Annotated in this window: 16 protein-coding genes and 1 pseudogene; 2 read left to right on the top strand and 15 right to left on the bottom strand. The window is 62.7% G+C overall.

All coding sequences use genetic code 11. From position 1 onward, the window contains the following. Positions 1-188 precede the first annotated feature (188 nt). The 7 genes from AB4N98_RS00665 to AB4N98_RS00635 form a co-directional block, all read right to left on the bottom strand. Positions 189-1,829 carry a BatD family protein gene (locus AB4N98_RS00665; RefSeq protein ID WP_068934807.1) on the bottom strand — a complete coding sequence of 547 codons (1,641 nt, stop codon included), beginning with the start codon at positions 1,827-1,829 and terminating at the stop codon, positions 189-191. After that, a complete protein-coding gene (locus tag AB4N98_RS00660) occupies positions 1,826-3,565 on the bottom strand; it encodes a tetratricopeptide repeat protein (protein ID WP_065878423.1) in 1,740 nt (579 codons plus the stop codon). The genes AB4N98_RS00665 and AB4N98_RS00660 overlap by 4 nt, the downstream gene beginning before the upstream one ends. Beyond that, complete coding sequence (locus tag AB4N98_RS00655) at positions 3,562-4,650, bottom strand: vWA domain-containing protein (RefSeq protein WP_065878425.1); 1,089 nt, start codon at positions 4,648-4,650, stop codon at positions 3,562-3,564. The genes AB4N98_RS00660 and AB4N98_RS00655 overlap by 4 nt, the downstream gene beginning before the upstream one ends. Next, positions 4,643-5,137: a DUF4381 domain-containing protein gene (locus AB4N98_RS00650; RefSeq protein ID WP_017527931.1), complete on the bottom strand. Its 495-nt coding sequence runs from the start codon at positions 5,135-5,137 to the stop codon at positions 4,643-4,645. The genes AB4N98_RS00655 and AB4N98_RS00650 overlap by 8 nt, the downstream gene beginning before the upstream one ends. Then, the gene (locus tag AB4N98_RS00645) at positions 5,134-6,066 is read right to left on the bottom strand and encodes a DUF58 domain-containing protein (protein ID WP_017527930.1); all 933 of its coding nucleotides are present in this window, start codon (positions 6,064-6,066) and stop codon (positions 5,134-5,136) included. The genes AB4N98_RS00650 and AB4N98_RS00645 overlap by 4 nt, the downstream gene beginning before the upstream one ends. Before the next feature lie 5 nt (positions 6,067-6,071). After that, the gene (locus AB4N98_RS00640; protein WP_003174327.1) at positions 6,072-7,031 is read right to left on the bottom strand and encodes an AAA family ATPase; all 960 of its coding nucleotides are present in this window, start codon (positions 7,029-7,031) and stop codon (positions 6,072-6,074) included. Between the two features lie 257 nt (positions 7,032-7,288). Continuing rightward, on the bottom strand, positions 7,289-7,642 hold the full coding sequence (locus AB4N98_RS00635; protein ID WP_017527929.1) for a hypothetical protein: 354 nt from the start codon (positions 7,640-7,642) through the stop codon (positions 7,289-7,291). A 491-nt stretch (positions 7,643-8,133) separates the two neighbouring features. Between AB4N98_RS00635 and AB4N98_RS00630 the strand changes: the two genes are divergently transcribed. Further along, complete coding sequence (locus AB4N98_RS00630; RefSeq protein WP_017527928.1) at positions 8,134-13,002, top strand: NAD-glutamate dehydrogenase; 4,869 nt, start codon at positions 8,134-8,136, stop codon at positions 13,000-13,002. 199 nt (positions 13,003-13,201) lie between these two features. On the opposite strand, the gene AB4N98_RS00625 is transcribed toward AB4N98_RS00630, so the two are convergent. The 3 genes from AB4N98_RS00625 to AB4N98_RS00615 form a co-directional block, all read right to left on the bottom strand. Then, positions 13,202-13,888 (bottom strand): GntR family transcriptional regulator, encoded by a 687-nt coding sequence (locus AB4N98_RS00625; RefSeq protein WP_065878427.1) that lies wholly within the window; start codon positions 13,886-13,888, stop codon positions 13,202-13,204. 15 nt (positions 13,889-13,903) lie between these two features. Next, entirely contained in the window at positions 13,904-14,605 is a 702-nt protein-coding gene (locus AB4N98_RS00620) for a FadR/GntR family transcriptional regulator (RefSeq protein ID WP_017527926.1), read from the bottom strand. Between the two features lie 107 nt (positions 14,606-14,712). Next, positions 14,713-16,038 carry a C4-dicarboxylate transporter DctA gene (locus AB4N98_RS00615; RefSeq protein WP_177412897.1) on the bottom strand — a complete coding sequence of 442 codons (1,326 nt, stop codon included), beginning with the start codon at positions 16,036-16,038 and terminating at the stop codon, positions 14,713-14,715. A gap of 217 nt (positions 16,039-16,255) precedes the next feature. Between AB4N98_RS00615 and AB4N98_RS00610 the strand changes: the two are divergent. After that, positions 16,256-16,885 (top strand): annotated as a pseudogene (locus AB4N98_RS00610) (DNA-3-methyladenine glycosylase I). Positions 16,886-16,966: 81 nt separating this feature from the next. Here AB4N98_RS00610 and pdxR read toward each other — a convergent pair. The 5 genes from pdxR to AB4N98_RS00585 all read right to left on the bottom strand — a co-directional run bounded on the left by pdxR (position 16,967) and on the right by AB4N98_RS00585 (position 22,019). Continuing rightward, the gene (gene pdxR, locus AB4N98_RS00605; RefSeq protein ID WP_065878431.1) at positions 16,967-18,400 is read right to left on the bottom strand and encodes a MocR-like pyridoxine biosynthesis transcription factor PdxR; all 1,434 of its coding nucleotides are present in this window, start codon (positions 18,398-18,400) and stop codon (positions 16,967-16,969) included. A gap of 70 nt (positions 18,401-18,470) precedes the next feature. Next, on the bottom strand, positions 18,471-19,238 hold the full coding sequence (locus AB4N98_RS00600; protein WP_017527922.1) for an SDR family oxidoreductase: 768 nt from the start codon (positions 19,236-19,238) through the stop codon (positions 18,471-18,473). A 9-nt stretch (positions 19,239-19,247) separates the two neighbouring features. Beyond that, positions 19,248-20,315 (bottom strand): phosphotransferase family protein, encoded by a 1,068-nt coding sequence (locus AB4N98_RS00595; protein ID WP_017527921.1) that lies wholly within the window; start codon positions 20,313-20,315, stop codon positions 19,248-19,250. A 129-nt stretch (positions 20,316-20,444) separates the two neighbouring features. Next, the gene (locus tag AB4N98_RS00590; protein WP_017527920.1) at positions 20,445-21,398 is read right to left on the bottom strand and encodes a 2-hydroxyacid dehydrogenase; all 954 of its coding nucleotides are present in this window, start codon (positions 21,396-21,398) and stop codon (positions 20,445-20,447) included. A gap of 93 nt (positions 21,399-21,491) precedes the next feature. Then, entirely contained in the window at positions 21,492-22,019 is a 528-nt protein-coding gene (locus AB4N98_RS00585) for a cysteine hydrolase family protein (protein WP_223496539.1), read from the bottom strand. Between the last annotated feature and the right edge of the window lie 404 nt (positions 22,020-22,423).

Below are 22,423 nucleotides of genomic sequence, written 5' to 3'. Positions count from 1 at the left end.
TCCGTGGAGAAGATGAAAAGGAGGGGAGTTTACCTGTAAAAGCCGGTGGGGTGCCCGGGATGACGCCGGTCAAATGTGGGAGGGTTGATCCCGATAGTGTCGGGTCAGCCGGCTTATCTGTAACTGACTCACCGCCATCGGGAGCAAGCCCCCTCCCACAGGCGTTTTGTGATGCCAGAGAGAGTGGGTCATTTGGGATACAGCGGCGGCAAGCTGGTGGCATCCGCAGCCGTTTCCAGTTCACGCTCGGCCATTGGAATGGCCTTGATCGCCCGCCACAAGTCTTCACCCAGCCAATACTGGCCGCTCTCGCTGTACAGCGCGCCGTTCAAGCCATCCAGCGCGTCCGACAGCGGTACAAACCGGGCCGCCATGTCGGCCAGGGTTTCCGGCTGTTGGCGCGCCCAGGCGTCGAGGGCCTGGCGGGTGGCGTGCGGGTCGTTGGCCTGGGTGGCACGCTTGAGGTCGTCGAGCAAGGTGCGTGGGCTGGGGCCGGTTTGCGCGGCGCGCAGTACCGCCGGTTGCGAGCGTGCGCGCCACCACAGGCCGAAGCCCAGCAGGGTGGTGCAGGCCAGCAGCAGGGTACTCAGTTGCCACAGCCACAGGCGGCTATCGTCCGGCGCGGTGATGATGGTGGGTGTGGCGGGCGTGTCCACCATCAGGCTCGGGTTGTTGGCCACTTGCAAGGTGCGTGCGGGCAGGCTGGTGCGTTCGAGGTGGTCTTCGTGGGTGTTCCACCACACCACTTCAACGGCCGGCAACTCCAGCGTACCCATACGGTTGGGCACCAGCGCTTCGCGGTCTTCGCGGCTGCCGATCAGGCCGCGGTCGCTGGTCTGGTTGCCCAGCACCGGTTGGTCCGGGTAGCGGCGCAGGCCATTGATGTCGGTGCTCGGCAGTGCGGGCAGTTGCGCGCTGGACAGGCCTTCGGCCTTGACCGTGAGGCTGCGCGTCAGGGAATCGCCGACTTGTACATGCTCAGGCTCCGGGTTCCAGCCTTCGCTCAGGGTCAGGCTGCGCGCCGGCAACCAGGGGGTGTCGGCCGGATACAGCGCCGGCTTGGGCTTGACCGCCAACGCCAGCGGCGCCGAACTCACGTGGATCAGCTTGCCGGGCTTGGTGCCTTGCAGGGTGTTTTCTTGTGGCGGGCGGGGTTCCACCAACGTGGCGCTGAAGGTCTGCGTCGGAATATCCAGGGTGCCGCTGTGCTGCGGGTAGATCGCATAGCGGGTTTCGATCACGCCGTGGCGGATGCTGTTGATGACTTTTTCGTAGGTACGCGACTCGCCCAACTGCTCCACGCGTGCATCGGGAATTTGCAAGGGGGTGAGGCTGCTGTCGTCATACAGCGACACCGAGTGGTACACGCGCACCGTCAACAGCGCCTGGGCCTGCACGTACACGCTGGTCTGGTCGAGGTTGGCCTCGACAAACACCGGCGCCAGTTCGGCGTTGGTGTTCTGGCTGGCGGTTTCCATCACTTGCAGGCTGATCGGCTGGGTCTGGTAGTCGCCCACCTGCAACGGTGGGATCACCACCGTGCCGTTTTCCTTGGGCAGCAGGGTGATGATCCAGCGCGTGGTGGCGTGATTATCGCCGCCCAGGGTGGTGAGCTGGTTGAGCTGGCGCGTGCCGCTGACTTCGAACTGCGCATCCAGCGGCGACAGGTCGGGCTTGCCGAACTGGGTGACGTCGCTCGATTCCACCGTCAGTTCTACTGTCTCGCCGGAATTGAGGCGGCTGCGGTCGACGCTGGCAACCAGGTTCGCCGCCTGGGCGTCGCTTGCCGATAACGCGAGCAGAAGCAGAAGGGTGGTGCGGCGGCTCATCGAGTCTTGTCCTGATGTTGTTGCTGTTCGTACCAGAATTTGCGGCGCAGCAGCTCGCCGGGGTTGTCCGGGATCTCCCGCAGCCATTGTTCCAGGGCTTGGCGATGTTCGCCGTCGAGACTGGCGTTGGCGGGAAGCAGCGGCGGCGTGGTGGTGCGCTCGTCGCCCAGCTCGCTGCCCGGTACTTCGTTATTGCCGGTGTGCGTCGGGGCGCCGGCCTGGGTATCACCGGCGCCGGCTTCGCCCTGGCCCTGGGCCGATTCCTCGCCACCCGTGGCGTTTTGCCCCGTGGCACCCGGTTGCGCAGTTTGGCCGGGTTGGGTGGTTTCGTCATCTTCGTTTTTTGCCGGCGGCTCGGGCTCGGGCTGCGCCTGCTGCTGCATCAGGGTTTCCACCAGGGCCTTGTTTTTCAGCGCCGGTTGCAGGTCGGGCTGGGCTTCCAGGGCCTGTTCGTAGGCGTCGATGGCGGCTTCCAGCTCACCAGACCTGGCCAGCGCGTTGCCGCGGTTGTAATGGGAGTAGGCATCGTTGCCCTCGGCAAACCGTTTGATGGCCTCGGCATAGTTGCCGGCCTCGTACAGCGCCACGCCTTGCCATTGGGTGTCCTGAAAATGCTCGGCGGCCTCGGCCGGGCGCTTTTTCTTCAGCAGGTATTGGCCTTGCTGGTCGGGGCGCAGCCACAGGTCCTGAAGCTCAAAAGCATAGCTGGGCTGCGGCGCGGCCATCAGCAGCAGCGGCAGGCAGAGCAGCCAGCCACGGCGACCGGCGCAGGCCGCCAGCAGCAGCAAGGGCAGCAGCAGCCAGTAACCCTGGTCGGCCCAGGTGTCCAGGTGCAGCAACTGGCCGTCGTTGCGCAGGGCTTGCGGCGGGTCGAGCACGCCGAGCTGGCGCAGGTCTTTGTCGTCCAGGCGCGCCGCACGGTAACGCCCACCCATCTCGCTAGCGAAGGCCTTGAGCGTCGGGCTGTCGAGGCGCGGCACCAGGATCGCGCCTTGTTCGTCCTTGAGGAACTCGCCGCTTTCCTGGGTCACCGGTGTGCCTTCGCGGCTGCCGATGCCCAGAATCGACAAGGGCGGCGACGGGTTGCTTTGCAGCAGTAGGCGAATGCCCTGGCGTTCCTGTTTGGACAACGACGAGCCGATCAGCAGCAGGCGTCCTTGGCCAAGGCCGCTCTGGTTGAGCAGGCCCAGGGCCTTCTCCACGGCGAGGTCGGCGCGGTGGCCGGGCTCGGGCATGATCGAGGGGCGCAGGGCTTCGAGCAGGTTGCGGCTGGTGGCCAGGTCGTCCGACAGCGGCACCAGGGTGTGGGCGCTGCCGGCGTACACGATGATGGCGGTTTGCGCATCGCTGCGCGCCTGCAGCAGGTCATACAGTTTGCGGCGTGCCTGCTCCAGGCGATTGGGCGGGCTGTCGGTGGCGAGCATTTCCGGGGTCAGCTCCAGCAACACGACCAACGGGTCGGAAGGCTTCTGGCTGGTTTGTTCCACCCGTTGCCAACTGGGACCAAGCAATGCCAGCACGGCCAGCAGCCAGGCCATGCCAAGCACCACCCAGGGGGATTTGCTCTCGCGGCCATTGCCACCGCTGAGCAGCACGGCATGGAAGGCCGGCGGCAGGAGCATCTGCCAGCGGCCGGCGCGTTTTTGCCGGTGCCATAACTGCCACAGCAACCAGCCGAGCAGCGGCAGCAGCAATAGCCACCAGGGACGGAACCAGTGCGGCCACAGGTCGATCATCGACGCCTCCGCAAACGCAGGCGTTGCAGGCGCTGACGCCATTGCGGGTGCTGTTGCAGGAAGATCCCCTTGCTCGACAGTTTGTTGAACCAGCGTTGCAGCGCATTGTTCGGCCAACGTTCCTGAATCACCAGCAACATGCTCAGAATCAGCGCCAGCGCCAATGGGCCACTGTATAGCGCCTGGGCCGGGCGCGCCTGGGTCGGTTGTTGTTCGACGGGTTCGAGTCGGTCGAGGGTCTGCTTGATGGTTTGCAGTTCTTCGCCGTCGCGGGCACGAAAGTACTGGCCGCCGGTGGCTGCGGCGATGGCCTTGAGCGCCGGTTCATCGAGGTCCAGGCTCGGGTTGACGCCGAGGATGCCCAGGGAACCGGTTTGCTCCGGGTCGGCGCCGATGCCGATGGGGTAGATTTTCACACCTTCTTCGGCCGCCAGGCGCGCGGCGGTCAGCGGGTCGATCTGCCCGGCGTTGTTGGCGCCGTCGGTGACCAGGATCAGCACGCGGCTTTGCGCCGGACGCTGGCGCAGGCGTTTGAGCGCCAGGCCGATGGCGTCGCCGATGGCGGTGTTTTTGCCGGCGATGCCGATGCGCGCTTCATCCAGCCAGGTGCGTACGGTGCGCCGGTCGAACGTCAGCGGCGCTTGCAGGTAGGCCTGGCTGCCGAACAGGATCAGGCCCACGCGGTCGCCGTCGCGGCCTTCAAGGAAGTCACCGAGCAGGTGCTTGACCAGGCTCAGTCGGCTTACATCGTCGTCCTGCCAGTGCATGTCGGGAAAATCCATGGAGCCGGACACGTCCACCGCCACCAGCAAATCGCGGCCACTGGCGGCAATCGGCAGCGGTTCACCCAACCATTGCGGGCGTGCGGCGGCGCTCAACAGCAGCAGCCACAGCACCACGAACGGCGCTTGTTGGCGCCAGCCCGGCAGGTTCGCGCGGGCACGGCGCCGGGCTAGGCCTTCGAGGTCGCCGAGGTAGCTGACTTTAAGTGCCGGCTCGCCGCTGTCGGCCACCGGCAGGATCAAGCGCATCAACCAGGGCAAGGGCAGCAGGGCGAAGATCCACGGCCAGGCGAACTCAAACATGTTTGCGAATCCAGGTGTCGACGGCCTGGGTCAGGCCGGCGATGGCCTTGTCGTCGAGTTTGCATTCGGGCTTGTAGGCGCCTTCCACCAGCACCATCCAGCGCGTGAGGCCGGCGGCCGGGCAACGGTTGTCGAGGAATGCCAGCCATTTGCGCCCGTTGAGGGTGTGGCTCTGGCTATAGGGGTAGTCGTTGCGGCACAGGCGCTTGAGCAGGCCATTGAGTTGTTGCAGCCAGGCACCGGCAGGCGCGCCGTCGTAGGGCTTGGGCATCAGTGCCAGTTCCGCCAGGGCGGCGATGCGCAGCGGGTCCAGCGGTTGTTCGGCACGCGCCAGCGGGCGCCGCGCGGGCACAAAACGGCGCAGCGACCATAACCCCCAACCGAGCAGAGGGATTACCAGCAGCAACACCCACCAGCCCGGCGCGGGTGGCCAGAAGCCGATGGGCGGCGGGGCGATCAGCGGTTGCAGTTGGTCGAGGTTGCTCATTGTTTTTTAGCCGGGCGTTGCGGGTTGAGGTATTCGCGCAGTTGCTCGACCATTTCGCTCTGGGTGCTCAAGGGCATCAGCAACACGCGCAGCTTCTGTGCGAGCAATTCCCAGCGGGCGATGCGTGCTTCGGCCTGGGCTTTGTAGGCCTGGCGCAAATCAAAATTGAGCGTGTCCAGTTCCAACTGTGCGCCTCTCTGCGCAAAACGCAGCAGCCCGGCGGCGGGCAGGGCATGGTCCAGCGGGTCAGAGACCGGTAACAGCAGCAGGTCGCAATGGCGTGACAGCAGGCTCAACTGTTGTTCGGCACCTTCGCTCAACGCACGCTCATCGCAAATCACGATCACCAGGCTGCCGGGGCGCAGCACCTCGCGGCCACGGCGCAGGGCCATACCCAGGGCGTCGGCTTCCGGGCGGCTTTCGGTGTTGAGGCTCTGGTTGACCCGCACCAGGCGGTTCAGTAGTTGCAACAGGCTTTGTTTACTGCGTCGCGGTTTGATTTCGTAGTGCTCGTTGTCGCCGAACACCAACCCGCCGACCCGGTCGTTATGCCCCAGCGCCGCCCAGCCGATCAGGCTGGCCGCCTGGGCCGCGAGCACGGATTTGAACATCTGCCCCGAACCGAAAAACAGCCGGCAGCTTTGCTCGACCATGATGAAAATCGGGCGTTCACGCTCTTCGTGGAACAGCTTGGTATGCGGCTCCTGGGTACGTGCGGTGACCCGCCAGTCGATGGTGCGCACATCGTCGCCGGCCTGGTACACGCGCACTTGGTCGAAGTCGACCCCGCGCCCACGCAGCTTGGAGTGGTGCAGGCCGATCAATGGGCTGCGCTGACTGGGCGTGGAAAACAGCTGCACTTCGCGCACGCGGTGGCGCATCTCAATCAACTCACTGAGCGTGACGCGGATACCATCGCTGGCGTTCATCGGCTTCAAGCGACGGCAACGACGTCGAGAATGCGTTGCACCACGCGGTCCTGGTCAATGCCGGCGGCTTCGGCCTCGAACGATAGGATAATGCGGTGGCGCAGCACGTCGAACAGCACGGCCTGGATATCTTCCGGGCTCACGAAGTCACGCCCGGCCAGCCAGGCGTGGGCGCGCGCGCAACGGTCCAGGGCGATGGAACCCCTGGGGCTTGCACCATAGGCGATCCACTCGGCCATCTCCGGGTCGAACTTGGCCGGGGTGCGCGTGGCCATGACCAGTTGCACCAGGTATTCCTCCACCGCATCGGCCATGTACAGGCCGAGGATTTCCTTGCGCGCGGCGAAGATTGCCTGCTGGCTGACGCGGCGCTCGGGCTTGGTTTCGCCGTTGAGCGCTTCGCCACGGGCTTGTTGCAGGATGCGCCGCTCCACGGCCGCGTCCGGGAAACCAATCTTGACGTGCATCAGGAAACGGTCGAGCTGCGCTTCGGGCAGCGGGTAGGTGCCTTCCTGTTCGATAGGGTTTTGCGTGGCCATCACCAGGAACAGCGGCGACAGGTCATAGGTGCTGCGCCCCACACTGACCTGGCGCTCGGCCATGGCTTCGAGCAGTGCCGATTGCACCTTGGCCGGCGCGCGGTTGATTTCGTCCGCCAGCACCAGGTTGTGGAAGATCGGCCCCTGTTGGAACACAAAGCTGCCGGTTTCCGGGCGATAGATCTCCGTGCCGGTGATGTCGGCGGGCAACAGGTCGGGGGTGAACTGGATACGATGAAACTGCGCTTCGATGCCCTCGGCCAGCTCTTTGATGGCTTTGGTCTTGGCCAGCCCCGGCGCGCCTTCTACCAGCATATGGCCGTCGGCGAGCAGGGCGATCAGCAGGCGATCGATGAGTTTTTCCTGGCCGAGAATCTGCGTAGAAAGAAAGGTTCGCAGCGCAAGCAGCGCTTCACGATGTTCCATCGATGACGGTTCCTGGAAAGATGAGCCTGGGTGTCAGGGAAAAAACACCGGCCTGGGGCGCTTACTTTAATGCATCGCGGGGTAAGGCGACTAACGGAGTGACGGGTATTTTTGGCAAAACTTGTAGGAATTTTGTGTAGGAGCACGATCAATGTGGGGGGGCTTGCTCCCGATAGCGGTGTATCAGCTACAAATAAGCTGACTGACACACTGCTATCGGGAGCAAGCCCCCTCCCACATTTGATCGTTGGTGCAGCTTAGGTCCGGGTGAAGGTGCCGGTTCCGTTGAGGATGTTTCGCAGGGTTGTCTCTACCTCGGCCAGGTCGGAGGCAGCCGTGGCGTGGGTGATCGCCAACTGGTCCTTGCCACCCAGCGCATCGGCATCGCCCGCCGCCAGCTCAATCACCAGGGTGGTGTCACTCAAGGTGACTTTCAGCCCATCCAGGGTTGACGGCTCGTAATCCCAGGTCAGCTCAACCTCATCTTCATCAGGGTAACGGCTGAGCATGAACATCTCGCCGTTTTTACCGTGGCAGCAGAGCATGGCCATGTTGTCTTCTTCTTCGTCGCACGGGGTGGCCATCAGGGCGTCGGTTTTCAGCTGCAGCATGGGGAATCCTGTGTGGGGTAGGGCGTTGCGCGGGGTAATTGTGCCATTGCGGCGAATTTTTCGCTGCATGCCCTGTCACAACCGGGGCATGACCTTACGGGCCAAACCAGTCATTTTCGGTACTCGCGGGTTTGAAAATTGCCTGTTTATCCGCCGCAAATCCCAGGTTGCACCCGTCGCAACCCCTAGCCTGCTTACCGATGACCGAATATGTCGCAGCGCTGCAAGAGCAGGGCTTCTACACTCGTTAAGCTGCGCAACGGATGTGCACGTTCCAGGCGCCTGACCTGCCCGTCGTACCGTCACCCGGCAAGGTGCGCATCTTATGGAAGTTGTATGTGACCTGACTGTCCTGTCCAGCTTCACCCACCTGTCACCCTGATTCGTTTATGGTGCTTAACTGGCTACCAGCGATCAGAGCTGACGGTCTCCCCGCAAGGGGATAACACGCGACGCTTCCATCAATAACAAGCCCAAGCGGAGTACCACAGATGGCGTTCTTCACCGCAGCCAGCAAGGCCGACTTCCAGCATCAACTGCAAGCGGCACTGGCGCAGCACATCAGTGAACAGGCACTGCCACAAGTGGCGCTGTTCGCTGAACAATTCTTCGGCATCATTTCCCTGGACGAACTGACCCAGCGTCGCCTTTCCGACCTGGCCGGTTGCACCCTGTCTGCCTGGCGCCTGCTTGAGCGCTTTGATCACACCCAACCGCAAGTGCGGGTCTACAACCCCGATTACGAACGTCATGGCTGGCAGTCGACCCACACCGCGGTCGAAGTGCTGCACCATGACCTGCCATTCCTGGTGGACTCGGTACGCACCGAGCTGAATCGCCGTGGCTACAGCATCCATACCCTGCAAACCACCGTACTCAGCGTGCGCCGTGGCAAGAAGGGCGAGTTGCTGGAAGTCCTGCCAAAAGGCACCCAGGGCGAAGGCATCGAGCAAGAATCGCTGATGTACCTGGAAATCGACCGCTGCGCCAACACCGCCGAGTTGAGCGTGTTGAGCAAGGAACTCGAACAGGTATTGGGCGAAGTGCGCGTGGCGGTGGCCGATTTCGAGCCGATGAAAGCCAAGGTCCAGGACCTGCTCGCCGGGATCGACGCCAGCCGGTTCAGCATCGACGGCGAAGAAAAAGCCGAGATCAAGAACTTCCTGGAATGGCTGGTGGGCAACCACTTCACCTTCCTTGGCTATGAAGAATTCGTGGTACGTGACGAGGCGGACGGCGGTCATATCGAATATGACGCCGGCTCGTTCCTCGGTCTGACCAAGCTGCTGCGCGCCGGCCTCACCGCCGATGACCTGCGCATCGAAGACTACGCCGTGTCGTACCTGCGTGAACCGACCGTGCTGTCGTTCGCCAAGGCCGCGCACCCAAGCCGCGTGCACCGCCCGGCCTACCCGGACTACGTGTCGATCCGCGAGATTGACGCCGACGGCAAGGTCGTCAAGGAATGCCGCTTCATGGGCCTGTACACCTCGTCGGTGTATGGCGAAAGCGTGCGGGTTATTCCGTACATCCGCCGCAAGGTCGCCGAGATCGAACGCCGCTCGGGCTTCCAGGCCAAGGCGCACTTGGGCAAGGAGCTTGCACAAGTCGTTGAAGTGCTGCCGCGGGATGACCTGTTCCAGACCCCGGTCGACGAGCTGTTCAGCACCGTGATGTCGATTGTGCAGATCCAGGAACGCAATAAGATCCGCGTGTTCCTGCGCAAAGACCCGTACGGGCGTTTCTGCTACTGCCTGGCCTATGTGCCGCGCGACATCTATTCCACCGAAGTGCGCCAGAAGATCCAGCAAGTGCTGATGGATCGCCTGAAAGCCTCGGACTGCGAGTTCTGGACCTTCTTCTCCGAATCCGTGCTGGCCCGGGTCCAGCTGATTCTGAGGGTAGACCCGAAGAACCGCCTCGATATCGACCCGCTGCAACTGGAAAAAGAAGTGGTACAGGCCTGCCGCAGCTGGCAGGACGACTACTCCAGCCTGGTGGTGGAGAGCTTCGGCGAAGCCCACGGCACCAACGTGCTGGCGGACTTCCCGAAAGGCTTTCCCGCCGGTTACCGCGAGCGTTTCGCCGCGCATTCGGCGGTGGTCGACATGCAGCACCTGCTCAGCCTGACCGAAGCCAACCCACTGGTGATGAGCTTCTACCAGCCGCTTGGCCAGGTCTCCGGCCAGCGTGAGCTGCATTGCAAGCTCTACCACGCCGACACGCCGCTGGCGCTGTCCGACGTGCTGCCGATCCTGGAAAACCTCGGTTTGCGCGTGCTGGGCGAGTTCCCGTATCGCCTGCGCCACGCCAATGGCCGCGAGTTCTGGATCCATGACTTTGCGTTCATCGCCGCCGAAGGCGTGAACCTGGATATCCAGCAGCTCAACGACACCTTGCAGGACGCGTTCGTGCATATCGTGCATGGCGATGCCGAGAACGATGCGTTCAACCGCCTGGTACTCACCGCCGGCCTGCCATGGCGCGACGTCGCGCTGCTGCGTGCCTATGCGCGTTACCTCAAGCAGATCCGCCTGGGCTTCGACCTCGGTTACATCGCCAGCACCCTGAACAACCACACCGACATCGCCCGCGAGTTGACCCGGTTGTTCAAGACCCGTTTCTACCTGGCGCGCAAGCTCACCGCCGATGACCTGGAAGACAAGCAGCAACGCCTGGAGCAAGCGATCCTCAGCGCCCTGGACGACGTTCAGGTGCTCAACGAGGACCGCATCCTGCGGCGCTACCTGGACCTGATCAAGGCCACCCTGCGCACCAACTTCTATCAGACCGACGCCAACGGCCAGAACAAGTCGTACTTCAGCTTCAAGTTCGACCCGCGTGCCATCCCCGAGCTGCCCAAGCCGGTGCCGAAGTTTGAAATCTTTGTGTACTCGCCACGAGTTGAAGGCGTGCACCTGCGCTTCGGTAACGTGGCGCGGGGCGGCCTGCGCTGGTCCGACCGTGAAGAAGATTTCCGCACCGAAGTATTGGGCCTGGTAAAAGCCCAGCAAGTGAAGAACTCGGTGATCGTGCCGGTGGGCGCCAAGGGCGGCTTCCTGCCGCGTCGCCTGCCGTTGGGCGGCAGCCGGGACGAGATCGCGGCCGAGGGCATCGCGTGCTACCGCATCTTCATTTCCGGCCTGTTGGACATCACCGACAACCTGAAGGACGGCGCCCTGGTGCCTCCGGCCAACGTCGTGCGTCATGACGACGATGACCCGTACCTGGTGGTGGCGGCGGACAAGGGCACTGCGACCTTCTCCGACATCGCCAACGGCATCGCTATCGACTACGGCTTCTGGCTGGGCGACGCGTTCGCCTCCGGCGGTTCCGCCGGTTACGACCACAAGAAGATGGGCATCACCGCCAAGGGCGCGTGGGTGGGTGTGCAGCGTCACTTCCGTGAGCGCGGCATCAACGTGCAGGAAGACAGCATCACGGTGGTCGGCGTCGGCGATATGGCCGGCGACGTGTTCGGTAACGGCTTGCTGATGTCCGACAAGCTGCAACTGGTCGCGGCCTTCAACCACCTGCATATCTTCATCGACCCGAACCCGAACCCGGCCACCAGCTTCGTCGAGCGCCAGCGCATGTTCGAGCTGCCGCGTTCGGCCTGGACCGACTACGACACCAGCATCATGTCCGAAGGTGGCGGTATCTTCTCGCGTAGCGCGAAGAGCATTGCCATCTCGCCACAGATGAAAGAACGCTTCGACATCCAGGCCGACAAGCTGACCCCGACCGAACTGCTGAACGCCTTGCTCAAGGCGCCGGTGGACCTGTTGTGGAACGGCGGCATCGGCACCTATGTCAAGGCCAGCACCGAGAGCCACGCCGATGTGGGCGACAAGGCTAACGATGCGTTGCGCGTCAACGGCAACGAGTTGCGCTGCAAGGTGGTGGGCGAGGGCGGCAACCTCGGCATGACCCAGCTGGGTCGCGTGGAATTCGGCCTCAATGGCGGCGGCTCCAACACCGACTTCATCGACAACGCCGGTGGCGTGGACTGCTCCGACCACGAAGTGAACATCAAGATCCTGCTCAACGAAGTGGTGCAGGCCGGTGACATGACCGACAAGCAACGCAACCAGTTGCTGGCGAGCATGACCGACGAAGTCGGCAGCCTGGTGTTGGGCAACAACTACAAGCAAACCCAGGCCCTGTCCCTGGCTGCCCGCAAGGCTTACGAGCGAGCTGCCGAGTACAAGCGCCTGATGAGCGACCTGGAAGGCCGTGGCAAGCTGGACCGGGCCATTGAGTACCTGCCGACTGAAGACCAGTTGGCCGAGCGCGCCTCCGCCGGCAAGGGCCTGACCCGTCCGGAGCTGTCGGTACTGATCTCGTACAGCAAGATCGACCTCAAGGAAGCGTTGCTCAAGTCGCTGGTACCGGATGACGACTACCTCACCCGTGATATGGAAACCGCGTTCCCACCGAGCCTGGTGGCGAAATTCGGCGAAGCCATGCGTCGCCATCGTTTGAAGCGCGAGATCGTCAGCACCCAGATCGCCAACGACCTGGTCAACCACATGGGCATCACCTTCGTTCAGCGACTCAAAGAGTCGACCGGCATGAGCCCGGCGAACGTGGCGGGCGCATATGTGATCGTGCGCGACATCTTCCACCTCCCGCACTGGTTCCGTCAGATCGAAGCCCTGGACCACCAGGTTTCGGCAGACGTGCAATTGGAGCTGATGGACGAGCTGATGCGCCTGGGCCGTCGTGCTACGCGCTGGTTCCTGCGCAGCCGTCGCAACGAGCAAGATGCTGGCCGTGACACCGCGCACTTCGGTCCGCACCTGGCCGCGCTGGGGCTCAAGCTCGACGAGTTGCTGGAAGGCCCGACCCGTGAAGGCTGGCAGAACCGCTACCAGGCCTACACCCAGGCCGGCGTACCGGAGTTGTTGGCGCGCATGGTTGCAGGTACCACCCACCTGTACACCTTGCTGCCGATCATCGAAGCCGCCGACGTGACCGGGCATGACGCCGCCGAAGTGGCCAAGGCTTATTTCGCCGTCGGCAGCGCTTTGGACTTGCCGTGGTACCTGCAGCAGATCAGTGATCTGCCCGTGGCCAACAACTGGCAGGCCCAGGCGCGCGAAGCGTTCCGTGACGATGTGGACTGGCAGCAACGCGCGATCACCATCTCGGTACTGCAAATGGCCGATGCGCCACAAGACATGGAAGCCCGCGTGGCCCTGTGGCTTGAGCAGCACCAGGACATGGCCGATCGCTGGCGCGCCATGATGGTGGAAATCCGTGCCGCGGTCGGCACGGACTACGCCATGTATGCGGTCGCCAACCGTGAACTGCTGGACCTGGCGTTGAGCGGTCAGTCGGTACTGCAACCGGCTTGATTTAGCGACTAAACCAAAAGCCCCCGTCTCGTAAGAGGCGGGGGCTTTTTGTTGGAACACTATTTATCAAGTGCTGAAGGTCCAGTGTGGGAGGGGGCTTGCTCCCGATAGCAGTGGGTCAGTAAGAGGTGCATTCATTGGCACTCCGTCATCGGGAGCAAGCCCCCTCCCACATTTGGACCACCTTATAGTCTGGAGGTCAGTGGTGTTTCAGTAATTTGCTTTCCAGGTGGTCCAGGTGTTGGGTCATCAACGCCACTGCGGTGGTTGAGTCCCGATGCTCAATCGCGTCCACAATCGCCACATGCTCCTGCCACGCGCAATACGTGCAGGCTTTCGCTTCATATTGGGCAATGACCAACGACGTCAACGGCACCAGGCTGTTCAGGAACTGGGCCAGTGGGCCATTGCCGGCGATCGACGCCAAATGCAGGTGAAATTCCCCCGACAAACGAATCGCCGGCCCACGCTGGTCGCGTTCTATGCAATCGCGTTCGCACGCGATCAGTTCGCGCAACTGGCGAATGTGTGCGGGTGTGGCCTGGGCGCACGCCAGCTGCACCACGGTGATTTCGGTCATGCGCCGTGCTTCGAGAATCTGCCGGGTTTGTTGGGTATCCGGCGCCGCCACCTGGGCGCGTTGATTGGGGCGCAGGATGATTACCTGCTGATGGGACAGCTTGGCCAACACCCGGCGGATCACGCTGCGACTCACGCCGAAGGTTTCACCCAGGCTTTCCTCGGTAAAACGGCTGGCCGGCGCGATGCGTTGTTCAAGGATCGCGTCGAACAGCCGTGGGTAGATGTCATCCACTGAAGGCTTTTTACCGGCCACCAGGCGCAGGGCAGGGAGGAAAGGCTCGCGTTGCAGAGCGTGGACGGTCATGGTCGTCTCCAAAAATCAGCTGCCCAGATGGTCGTCCGGGATGTTCAGGGCGATGCCCATGCGCAGGCCTTCCTGGAGGATGTGCCGACGCATCTCGGCGCTGGCCAAGGCACTGTTCTTGTTGCGTATGGCGCGTACTACCGCTTCGTTTTCCTGTAGGCGTTCGGCCAGGTGTTCGGGGGAATTGCGCAGCACTTGGGCGCTTTGCTTGAGGGCGTCGCGGGTCTGTTGCACCACGTTCTGGAAGATCGGGTTGGAGGTGAGGGCAAACAGCTCTTCGTGGAAGCCGATGTAGGCGTTCATCCCGGCTTCGGCATCACCAGCCTCCAGGGCCTCGCGCATGTCCATCAGGGTCAGGCGCAGTTGGCCGACATCCTTGCTGCTGATGGTCTGGGCCACCAGGCCGACAATGAATGGCTCCAGGGTGTAGCGCAGTTGCAGAATATCTTCGAGGCTGGCATGCGCCACGGCGTCGCTCGATTGCGGTTCGCTGACGCTGGTTTCGAGCACCACCACGCCTTTGCCGGGCATGGAGCGCACCAGGCCAAGGGTTTCCAGCACGATCACCGCCTCGCGCAGGCTGGGGCGGCTGATGCCCATCTGTTCGGCCAGCTCACGTTGGCCGGGCAGCATTTCACCCCGCCGCCACTGGCCCCGCTTGAGCGCGGCGCGCAGTTTTTCTACCACTGAATTGACGACGGTTGAGGTGCTGATCACGTCGTATGCTCCTTAAGCTGCGAACCCATTATTCGATACGAGGAAGGTCCAGTGTGGGAGGGAGCAAGCCCCTCCCACCGTTGATTTGTGGTGCTCATCGAATTGCTTCAGAACTCCTGATGCGCCGGCAATACCGGCTTCTTGGCCTGGAAGGCGTACCCTTGCTGGCCGTCGAGCACTTTGTTGGCGCGCTGGATATCGATGTCTTTTTCCCAGCGCGCAATCGCCACGGTGGCCACGCAGTTGCCGATCAGGTTGGTCAATGCGCGGCCGATACCCATGAACCAGTCCACCGCCAGCACCAGCACCAGGCCCACCACCGGAATTGCCGGGATCGCGGTGAGCGTCGCCGCCAGAATCACCAGCGCCGAACCGGGAATGCCGTGTGCGCCCTTGGAGGTGATCAGCGACACCAGCAGGATGGTCAGCAGGTCGGTCATCGACAGCGGCGTGCCGGTGGCGTTGGCAATAAATACGATGGCCAGGGTCAGGTAGATCGAGAAACCGTCCAGGTTGAACGAATATCCCGTCGGAATCACCAGGCCCACGGTCGAGCTGCCGATACCCAGGTGTTCGAGTTTGCGCATGACCTGCGGCAGTACCGCATCGGAGGAGGCGGTGCCCATGACGATCAGCAGTTCTTCGCGCAAGTACTTGAGCAGTGGCAGCATGCGCAGCCCCGACACGCGCATCACCACGCCGAGGATCAGCGCGACGAAAGCGAAGCAGGTCAGGTAGAACAAACCCACCAGGCTGCCCAGGTGTTGCAGTGAATCGAGGCCGTAGGTGCTGGTGGTGAAGGCGATCGCGCCGAACACGCCGATAGGCGCCAGGCGCACGATCATGCCCATGATGCGGAAAATCACATGGCTCAGCTCATTGATCAGCCGCGTGATGCCCGAGGCCGCTTCGCCCACCAGGTTCAGCGCACTGCCGAACAGCACCGAGAACAGCAGCACTTGCAACACGTTGTTGTCGGCAAAGGCGCCGATCACCGAGTTGGGGATCAGGTCCATCAGGAACTGGCTGGTGCCCTTGATGTGCTGGCCCTTGTCGGCCAGTTCATTCAGGCCGGCGGAGGAGAGTTGCTCCAGATGGATATTGGCGCCCTGGCCGATACCGGTGCTGAACGCCATGACCAGGCCGATCACCAGCGCAATGGTGGTGAGCACTTCAAAGTAGATCACCGACTTGAGGCCGATGCGCCCGACTTTCTTCAGGTCGCCGGCGCCGGAAATACCGCTGACCACCACGCAGAACACGATCAGGCCAATTAGCATTTTGATCAGCTTGATAAAGCCGTCACCCAAAGGTTTGAGTTGCGAGGAAAATTCGGGAAGGGCCAGGCCGCAGGCGATGCCGAGCATCAGGCCAATGACGACTTGGAGGAAAATCGAACGCGAGCACCATCTGAGCATGGGAGGGATCTCTATTCGGTGCCCTGGTGGTTCCAGGGCTTAATTGTTGTGGTCATACCGGTAAGTCCAGTGCGTGGTCAGTCTAGGCCAGGTATTTTTGAAATAACAAGCGATTATTCGTCGGCTGGCGGGTCCCGGTCTGACCAGTGGTTCGCCGAGGGCGATGCTTGAGCGGTTGGCGGGGTGCAAAAATTTTCGCTTATCATCCGCCCCTCGGCTCATGAGGTGAGGGATGGACACACCAGGACTGACTACCGACGCGGCAGGACGCAGCCATTGCACCTGGCGCACCTCGGCGCCCGAATACCCGCACTAACACGACCACGAGTGGGGCGTGCCGGTGGCGGACGATATCCAGCTGTACGAGAAGATTTGCCTGGAAGGTTTCCAGGCGGGCATGGCGTGGATCACCATCCTGCGCAAGCGCGAGCGTTTTCGACGTGCATTCGATGGCTTTGATTTTAGCCAGGTAGCGCAGTATGGCGAGGCGGATATCGAGCGGCTGATGCAAGACCCGGGCATTGTGCGCAATCGGGCGAAGATCGTGTCCGCCATCAACAATGCGCGCCGTGCCTGTGAGTTGGTGGCTGAAACCGGCTCGCTGGCGCGGTGGTTGTGGGCGTTCGAGCCCGCTGAGGATGAGCGCCCGGCGGTGGTGGACCTGGCTTATTGGACGGTTAACCCGACGTCGCCGGCGTCGGTGCGGTTGTCGAAGGCCTTGAAGAGGCGCGGCTGGACTTATGTGGGGCCAACCACGATGTATGCGCTGATGCAGGCGATGGGGATGGTCAATGATCACCTTGAAGGGTGCTTCTGCCGCGAGGGCATTGAAGACCTGCGGCGCCAGTTCAAACGCCCGTGAGTCGGTGACTGAAGGCGGTTAAAACTGTGGGAGGGGGCTTGCTCCCACATTTAGCCCCCACCCACATTTCTGAAAAAACCCCTAGCCAATCTGCTGGAGGATATCGCGCACCTTGTCCAGCGCCGGGTCGATATCGAGGGTCTCGATGGCCCCAAACCCGATGATCAAACCCTGGCGCACCGGCGCGTCCTGGAAGAACACATCCAGCGGGTACAAGCCTACGTCCACTTGGCGCGCCAGTTCTCTGAGCAGCGGGATATTCACCGGCACCTTGCACAAGGCCGCCATGTGGAACCCGGCCACGCTGGGCACCGCTTCGAACCACGGCGACAAATCGCCCGCCAGGCGTTGCAGGATGCGTTCGCGGCGCCCGGCATACACCGTGTGGCAGCGCCGGATGTGCTTGAGCAGGTAGCCCTCGCTGATGAACTTGGCCAGCGCCCACTGCGCCAGGGTAGAGCTGTGTTGGTCGGTCAATTGCTTGGCCTTGAGCACCGCGGGGTATATCGCCGGTGGCAGTACCAGGTAGCCCAGGCGCAACTCGGGCAGCAGGGTCTTGGAGAAAGTGCCCACGTATGCAACTGCGCCGCGCGTGTCCATGCTTTGCAGGGAGTCGGTGGGCCGGCCTTCGTAGCGAAATTCGCTGTCGTAATCGTCCTCAATGATGATCGCCCCCAGTTCGAACGCACGCGCCAGCAACGCTTCGCGGCGCGCCGGGCTCATGGGCATGCCGAGGGGGAACTGGTGGGACGGTGTCACGTAGATCAGCCGCGCGCCCTCGGGAATCTGCTCGACCCGGATGCCCTGGGCATCCACCGGCACGCTGGCAACGCGGGCGCCCATTGCCATGAACAACTGACGCGCCGGGCTGTAGCCGGGGTCTTCCATGGCGACGATGCTGCCCGGCTCAAGCACGACGCGGGCGAGCAGGTCCAATGCCTGCTGCGCGCCGTTGGTGACCACGATGTCGCTGTCGCGGCATTTGACTCCCCGGGAAAACGCGATATGCCCGGCAATCGCACTGCGCAGCGCCGGCAGGCCTTCGGGCTGGCTGTAGAAACCGCTGTTTTGCGCGATACGGCGCAGCGCGTCCTGGGTGCAGCGGCGCCATTCATCCTGGGGGAACTGGTGGCGGCTGGTGGCGCCGCCGATAAATTCGTAGCGCAAGATGCTGTCGCGGGTGGGGTGGCGCATGGGCGAGGGCAGTGCGGCCCATTTCGCCAGGTTATCGGCGCAGGCCAGGTCGGTGGCGGTTTGCACGCGACCAGGCTGCGGCGCCCACGCATTGACGAAGGTGCCGCGGCCGATCCTGCCAACCAGCAGGCCTTCGTAAGTCAAGGTGGCGTAGGTATCGGATACGGTTTTGCGCGAGATGCCCAATTGCTCGGCGAGCAGCCGGCTCGGCGGCAGTTGCGCGCCCGCACACAGTCGCCCGGTGGCGATGGCTTCGCGCAACTGTTGATAAAGCTGGGCAGCCAGGTCCTTGCGGCCGCTGATGACGATGTGCAATTCCATGTTTCATCCTGAGGCAGATCGATCTGCCCCAAGGTTACCCGCAAATCGATCTGAGCAAACCCAGGCGCTGTCAGGACAGGAAACCACCGTCCACATTCAGCGACACGCCGGTGGTGTAGCTGGACGCATCACTGGCCAGGAACAGCACCGCACCGGCCATCTCGCTTGGGTCGGCCACGCGCTTGAGCGGGATCTGCGCCAGGGCCATTTTCAGGATCGCGTCGTTCTTCACCAACGCCGAGGCGAACTTGGTATCGGTCAGGCCCGGCAGCAGGGCGTTGCAACGAATACCGAACTCGGCGCATTCCTTGGCGAACACTTTGGTCATGTTGATCACGGCGGCCTTGGTCACCGAGTAGATGCCCTGGAATACGCCCGGCGAGATGCCGTTGATTGAGGCCACGTTGATGATGCTGCCGCCGCCGTTCTCGCGCATCAGCTTGCCGGCTTCCACCGACATGAAGAAGTAGCCGCGGATGTTCACGTCGACGGTCTTCTGGAACGCACCCAGGTCGGTGTCCAGCACGTTGCAGAACTGCGGGTTGGTGGCGGCGTTGTTGACCAGGATATCCAGGCGGCCGAATTGCTCGCGGATGCCGGCGAACACTTGGCTGATCTGCTCCATTTCACCGATATGGCAGGCCACGGCCGTGGCCTTGCCGCCAGCGGCGATGATCGCGTCGGCGACGTGTTGGCAGCCTTCCAGCTTGCGGCTGGAGACGATCACATGGGCGCCTTGCTGGGCCAGCAACTTGGCGATGGCCTCACCGATGCCACGGCTGGCGCCGGACACGAATGCAATTTTGCCGTCGAGATCGAACAAGTGAGTCTTGGACATGGGAATTCCTTAAAGGGCTGATTTACCGATAACGTTCAGGCTCATCTGCTCCAGCAGCTTGTTCATCTGAATGAACTGCGCAAAGCGTTTGTCCTGGGTCTGGCCATGGAAGAAGCGGTAGTAGATCTGCTGCACGATGCCCGCCAGGCGGAACAGGCCGTAGGTGTAGTAGAAGTCGAAGTTGTCGACCCGGATGCCCGAGCGTTCGGCGTAATAGTCGACAAATTCGCGGCGGGTGAGCATGCCGGGGGCGTTACTCGGTTGGCGACGCATCAGTTGCACCGGCGCGGGGTCCGCTGCCTCGATCCAGTAGGCGAGGGTGTTACCCAGGTCCATCAGCGGATCGCCGAGGGTGGTGAGTTCCCAGTCCAGTACGCCGATGATCTGCATCGGGTTGTGCGGGTCGAGGATCACGTTGTCGAAGCGGTAGTCGTTGTGCACGATGCTGGAGGTGGGGTGATCGGCCGGCATCTTGTCGTGGAGCCAGGCGCGTACCGCCTCCCATTTCGGCGCGTCGGGGGTCAGGGCTTTTTCATAGCGCTCGCTCCAGCCACGGATCTGGCGCGCCACGTAGCCCTCGGGCTTGCCCAGGTCGGCTAGGCCGCAGGCGCTGTAGTCAACCCGATGCAGTTCGACGAATTTGTCGATAAAGCTCTTGCACAGCGCCTCGGTCCTGGTGGCATCAAGTCCCAGTTCGGCCGGGAGGTCGGAGCGCAGGATGATGCCATTGACGCGCTCCATCACATAAAACTCGGCGCCGATCACCGACTCGTCGGTGCAGTGCACATAGGCTTTGGGGCAATACGGGAAGCCATCTTTGAGCTGGTTGAGAATGCGGTATTCGCGGCCCATGTCGTGGGCGGACTTGGCCTTGTGGCCGAAGGGCGGGCGGCGCAGCACGAATTCCTGGCCGGGGTATTCCAGCAGGTAAGTCAGGTTGGACGCGCCGCCAGGGAATTGGCTGATGGTCGGCGTGCCGCTCAGGCCGGGGATATGGGCCTTGAGATAGGGATCGATCAGGCTGGCATCCAGTTCTTCACCGGGTCGAATCTGGGTCGATTGGTCGTTCAGCGCCATGCTTATCCCTTCTGCTTATTTTTAAGGCCTTGGACTATTGGCTAATCTAATGCGCACAACCGCCCACCGACAAGGTCGGGGCGGCTTAATAGGTTAGCGTGTTAAATGATGATCAGCGTGCCTGATCGGTCATTTTGCGGGCGGGGGCAGGGTGACCGGCGTAAGCACCGCGCGACCGGCGAAGAACTCCACCAGGTTGTCGGCCACGCGCTGCACGGTGTCATGGGCGGCTTCGGGCGACAGCCCGGCAACGTGCGAGGTGAGTACGGTGTTGGGGAGGCGCTTGAGGGCGTCGGGCACCTTCGGCTCGTCGTCGAACACATCCAGTGCGGCGCCACCGATGCGGCGTTGCTCAAGGGCGGTGATCAGGTCGGCGGTGACCACGACGCTGCCACGGCCGATATTGACCAGGTAACCGTTCGGTCCCAGCGCGTCGAGGGCGTTGCGATCAATCAGGTGGCGCGTGCCGGCGCCGCCGGGCGTGGCCAGGATCAGGAAGTCCGAGGTGCGTGCCAGTTCCACGGCGGTGGCGCAGTAGGTGTAGTCCACGTCATCGCGTGGCTGGCGGTTGTGATAACTCACCTGCATGCCGAACCCGAGGGCCGCGCGCTTGGCGATCTCCAGGCCCACGGCGCCCAAGCCCAGAATGCCCAGTTGCTTGCCGCCCAGGGACGGGCGCATCACTTTGGGCCATTCGCTGCGCCGTACGGCTGCGTCGGTCTGCGGGATACCACGTACCAGCGCCAGCAACAGCGCCATCGCGTGGTCCGCCACCGATGGCGCGTTCACTCCGGCACCGTTGGTGACCACGATCCCGCGATTGCTGGCGGCCTGCAGGTCTACGTGTTCATACCCGGCACCGATCACGCAGATGATCTCCAGCAGCGGCAGCGCGGCGATTTCCTCGGCGTATAAACCCAGGGGGCCGCGGGTCAGCACGGCCTTGATCTGGCCGCCGTGGGCCTTGATGGCCTGGGCGCGTTCGGCGGGCGTCGGTGCCAGGATCACATGAAAGTCATTGCTCTCGATGATCGGCAGGTAGTCGTTGATGGTTTCAACCAGGACCAGGACGGTAGGGGTCATCGGACGGATCTTCCTTGGGGTTGGAGGAGAGAGTATGCGGGATGTGTAGGCTGAATCGTTTAGTTGGGGTGGAAAATTTCCACCCCGCCCAGTTCATCGGAACGCTACGTTCGCCGCCCTTACTCGCTTCACAAACGCGCCGGCCAACGTGGCGTTGTGATGCTCGACAATCGCCTCTGCCTTCAGCGTCGGCGTGTCCATGCAGGTGTGGGCATCTTCGGCAAGCACCACCGAAAAGCCCAGCTCTACCGCTACGCAGCACGTGGTGTCGATGCAGAACTGGGTTTTCATGCCTGCGATCACCAGCTCCTTCACGTTTGCGGTGTGAAGTTGCCGTGCCAGATCGGTGCCCAGGAAGCAGCTGGGGCGGGTTTTATTGAACAGGTGGTCGCGGGCTGCATCAACGTCCAGTTCGTGCCACAGCTGCCACGGCCGGCTGCCGGCCTCAAGCGGTGACCCGACAGGGCCGGTATGGCGCGCCACGAAGATCGGCGCGGCGGCTGCACGGGCACGCTGGATCAAGCCGTTGATGGCGCCCAGCACGCGTTCGCGTTCGAAGGGTTTGTCCGGGCCATCGTACAAGCCGGTTTGCATGTCGATGATAAGCAGGGCGTCAGCCATGGTGTTGCTCCTTGCGAAGGCCAGGTGGACGGAGCAATAAAAAGGCCCCGTCCATTGCTGGCGGGGCCTTGGGGTGTATCCGTGAAGTGTTTAGCTCAAGCACCCACAGCCACCGCGAGACCCGCCATAAGCGGTCGTGGTGGTGGTACGGGTGAGGTTCAACTGAATAGGCATCATGGGCCGATCATGCGGGCGCGCAGAAGTGACTGTCAACAGCAGTAAGGGCATTTCCTACGGGCTACGGCGACGCTTTCCAGTGTCACGCATGGCTTATTCCGACATCTGCACCGGCTAACCGTTCCTCAGCTAAGTCTTTGCTTATTCACGAGAATCCCGGACAATCCGGCCCCTTCTATGGTCGGGGCGCTGCCTGTCAGGTTTTTCTGACTCGTCCCGGCCGTGTA

The sequence above is a fragment of the Pseudomonas sp. S3_E10 genome (assembly GCF_054667615.1).
Note: the sequence above shows the minus strand (reverse complement) of the source record. Positions and strands in the feature narration are given on the sequence as shown.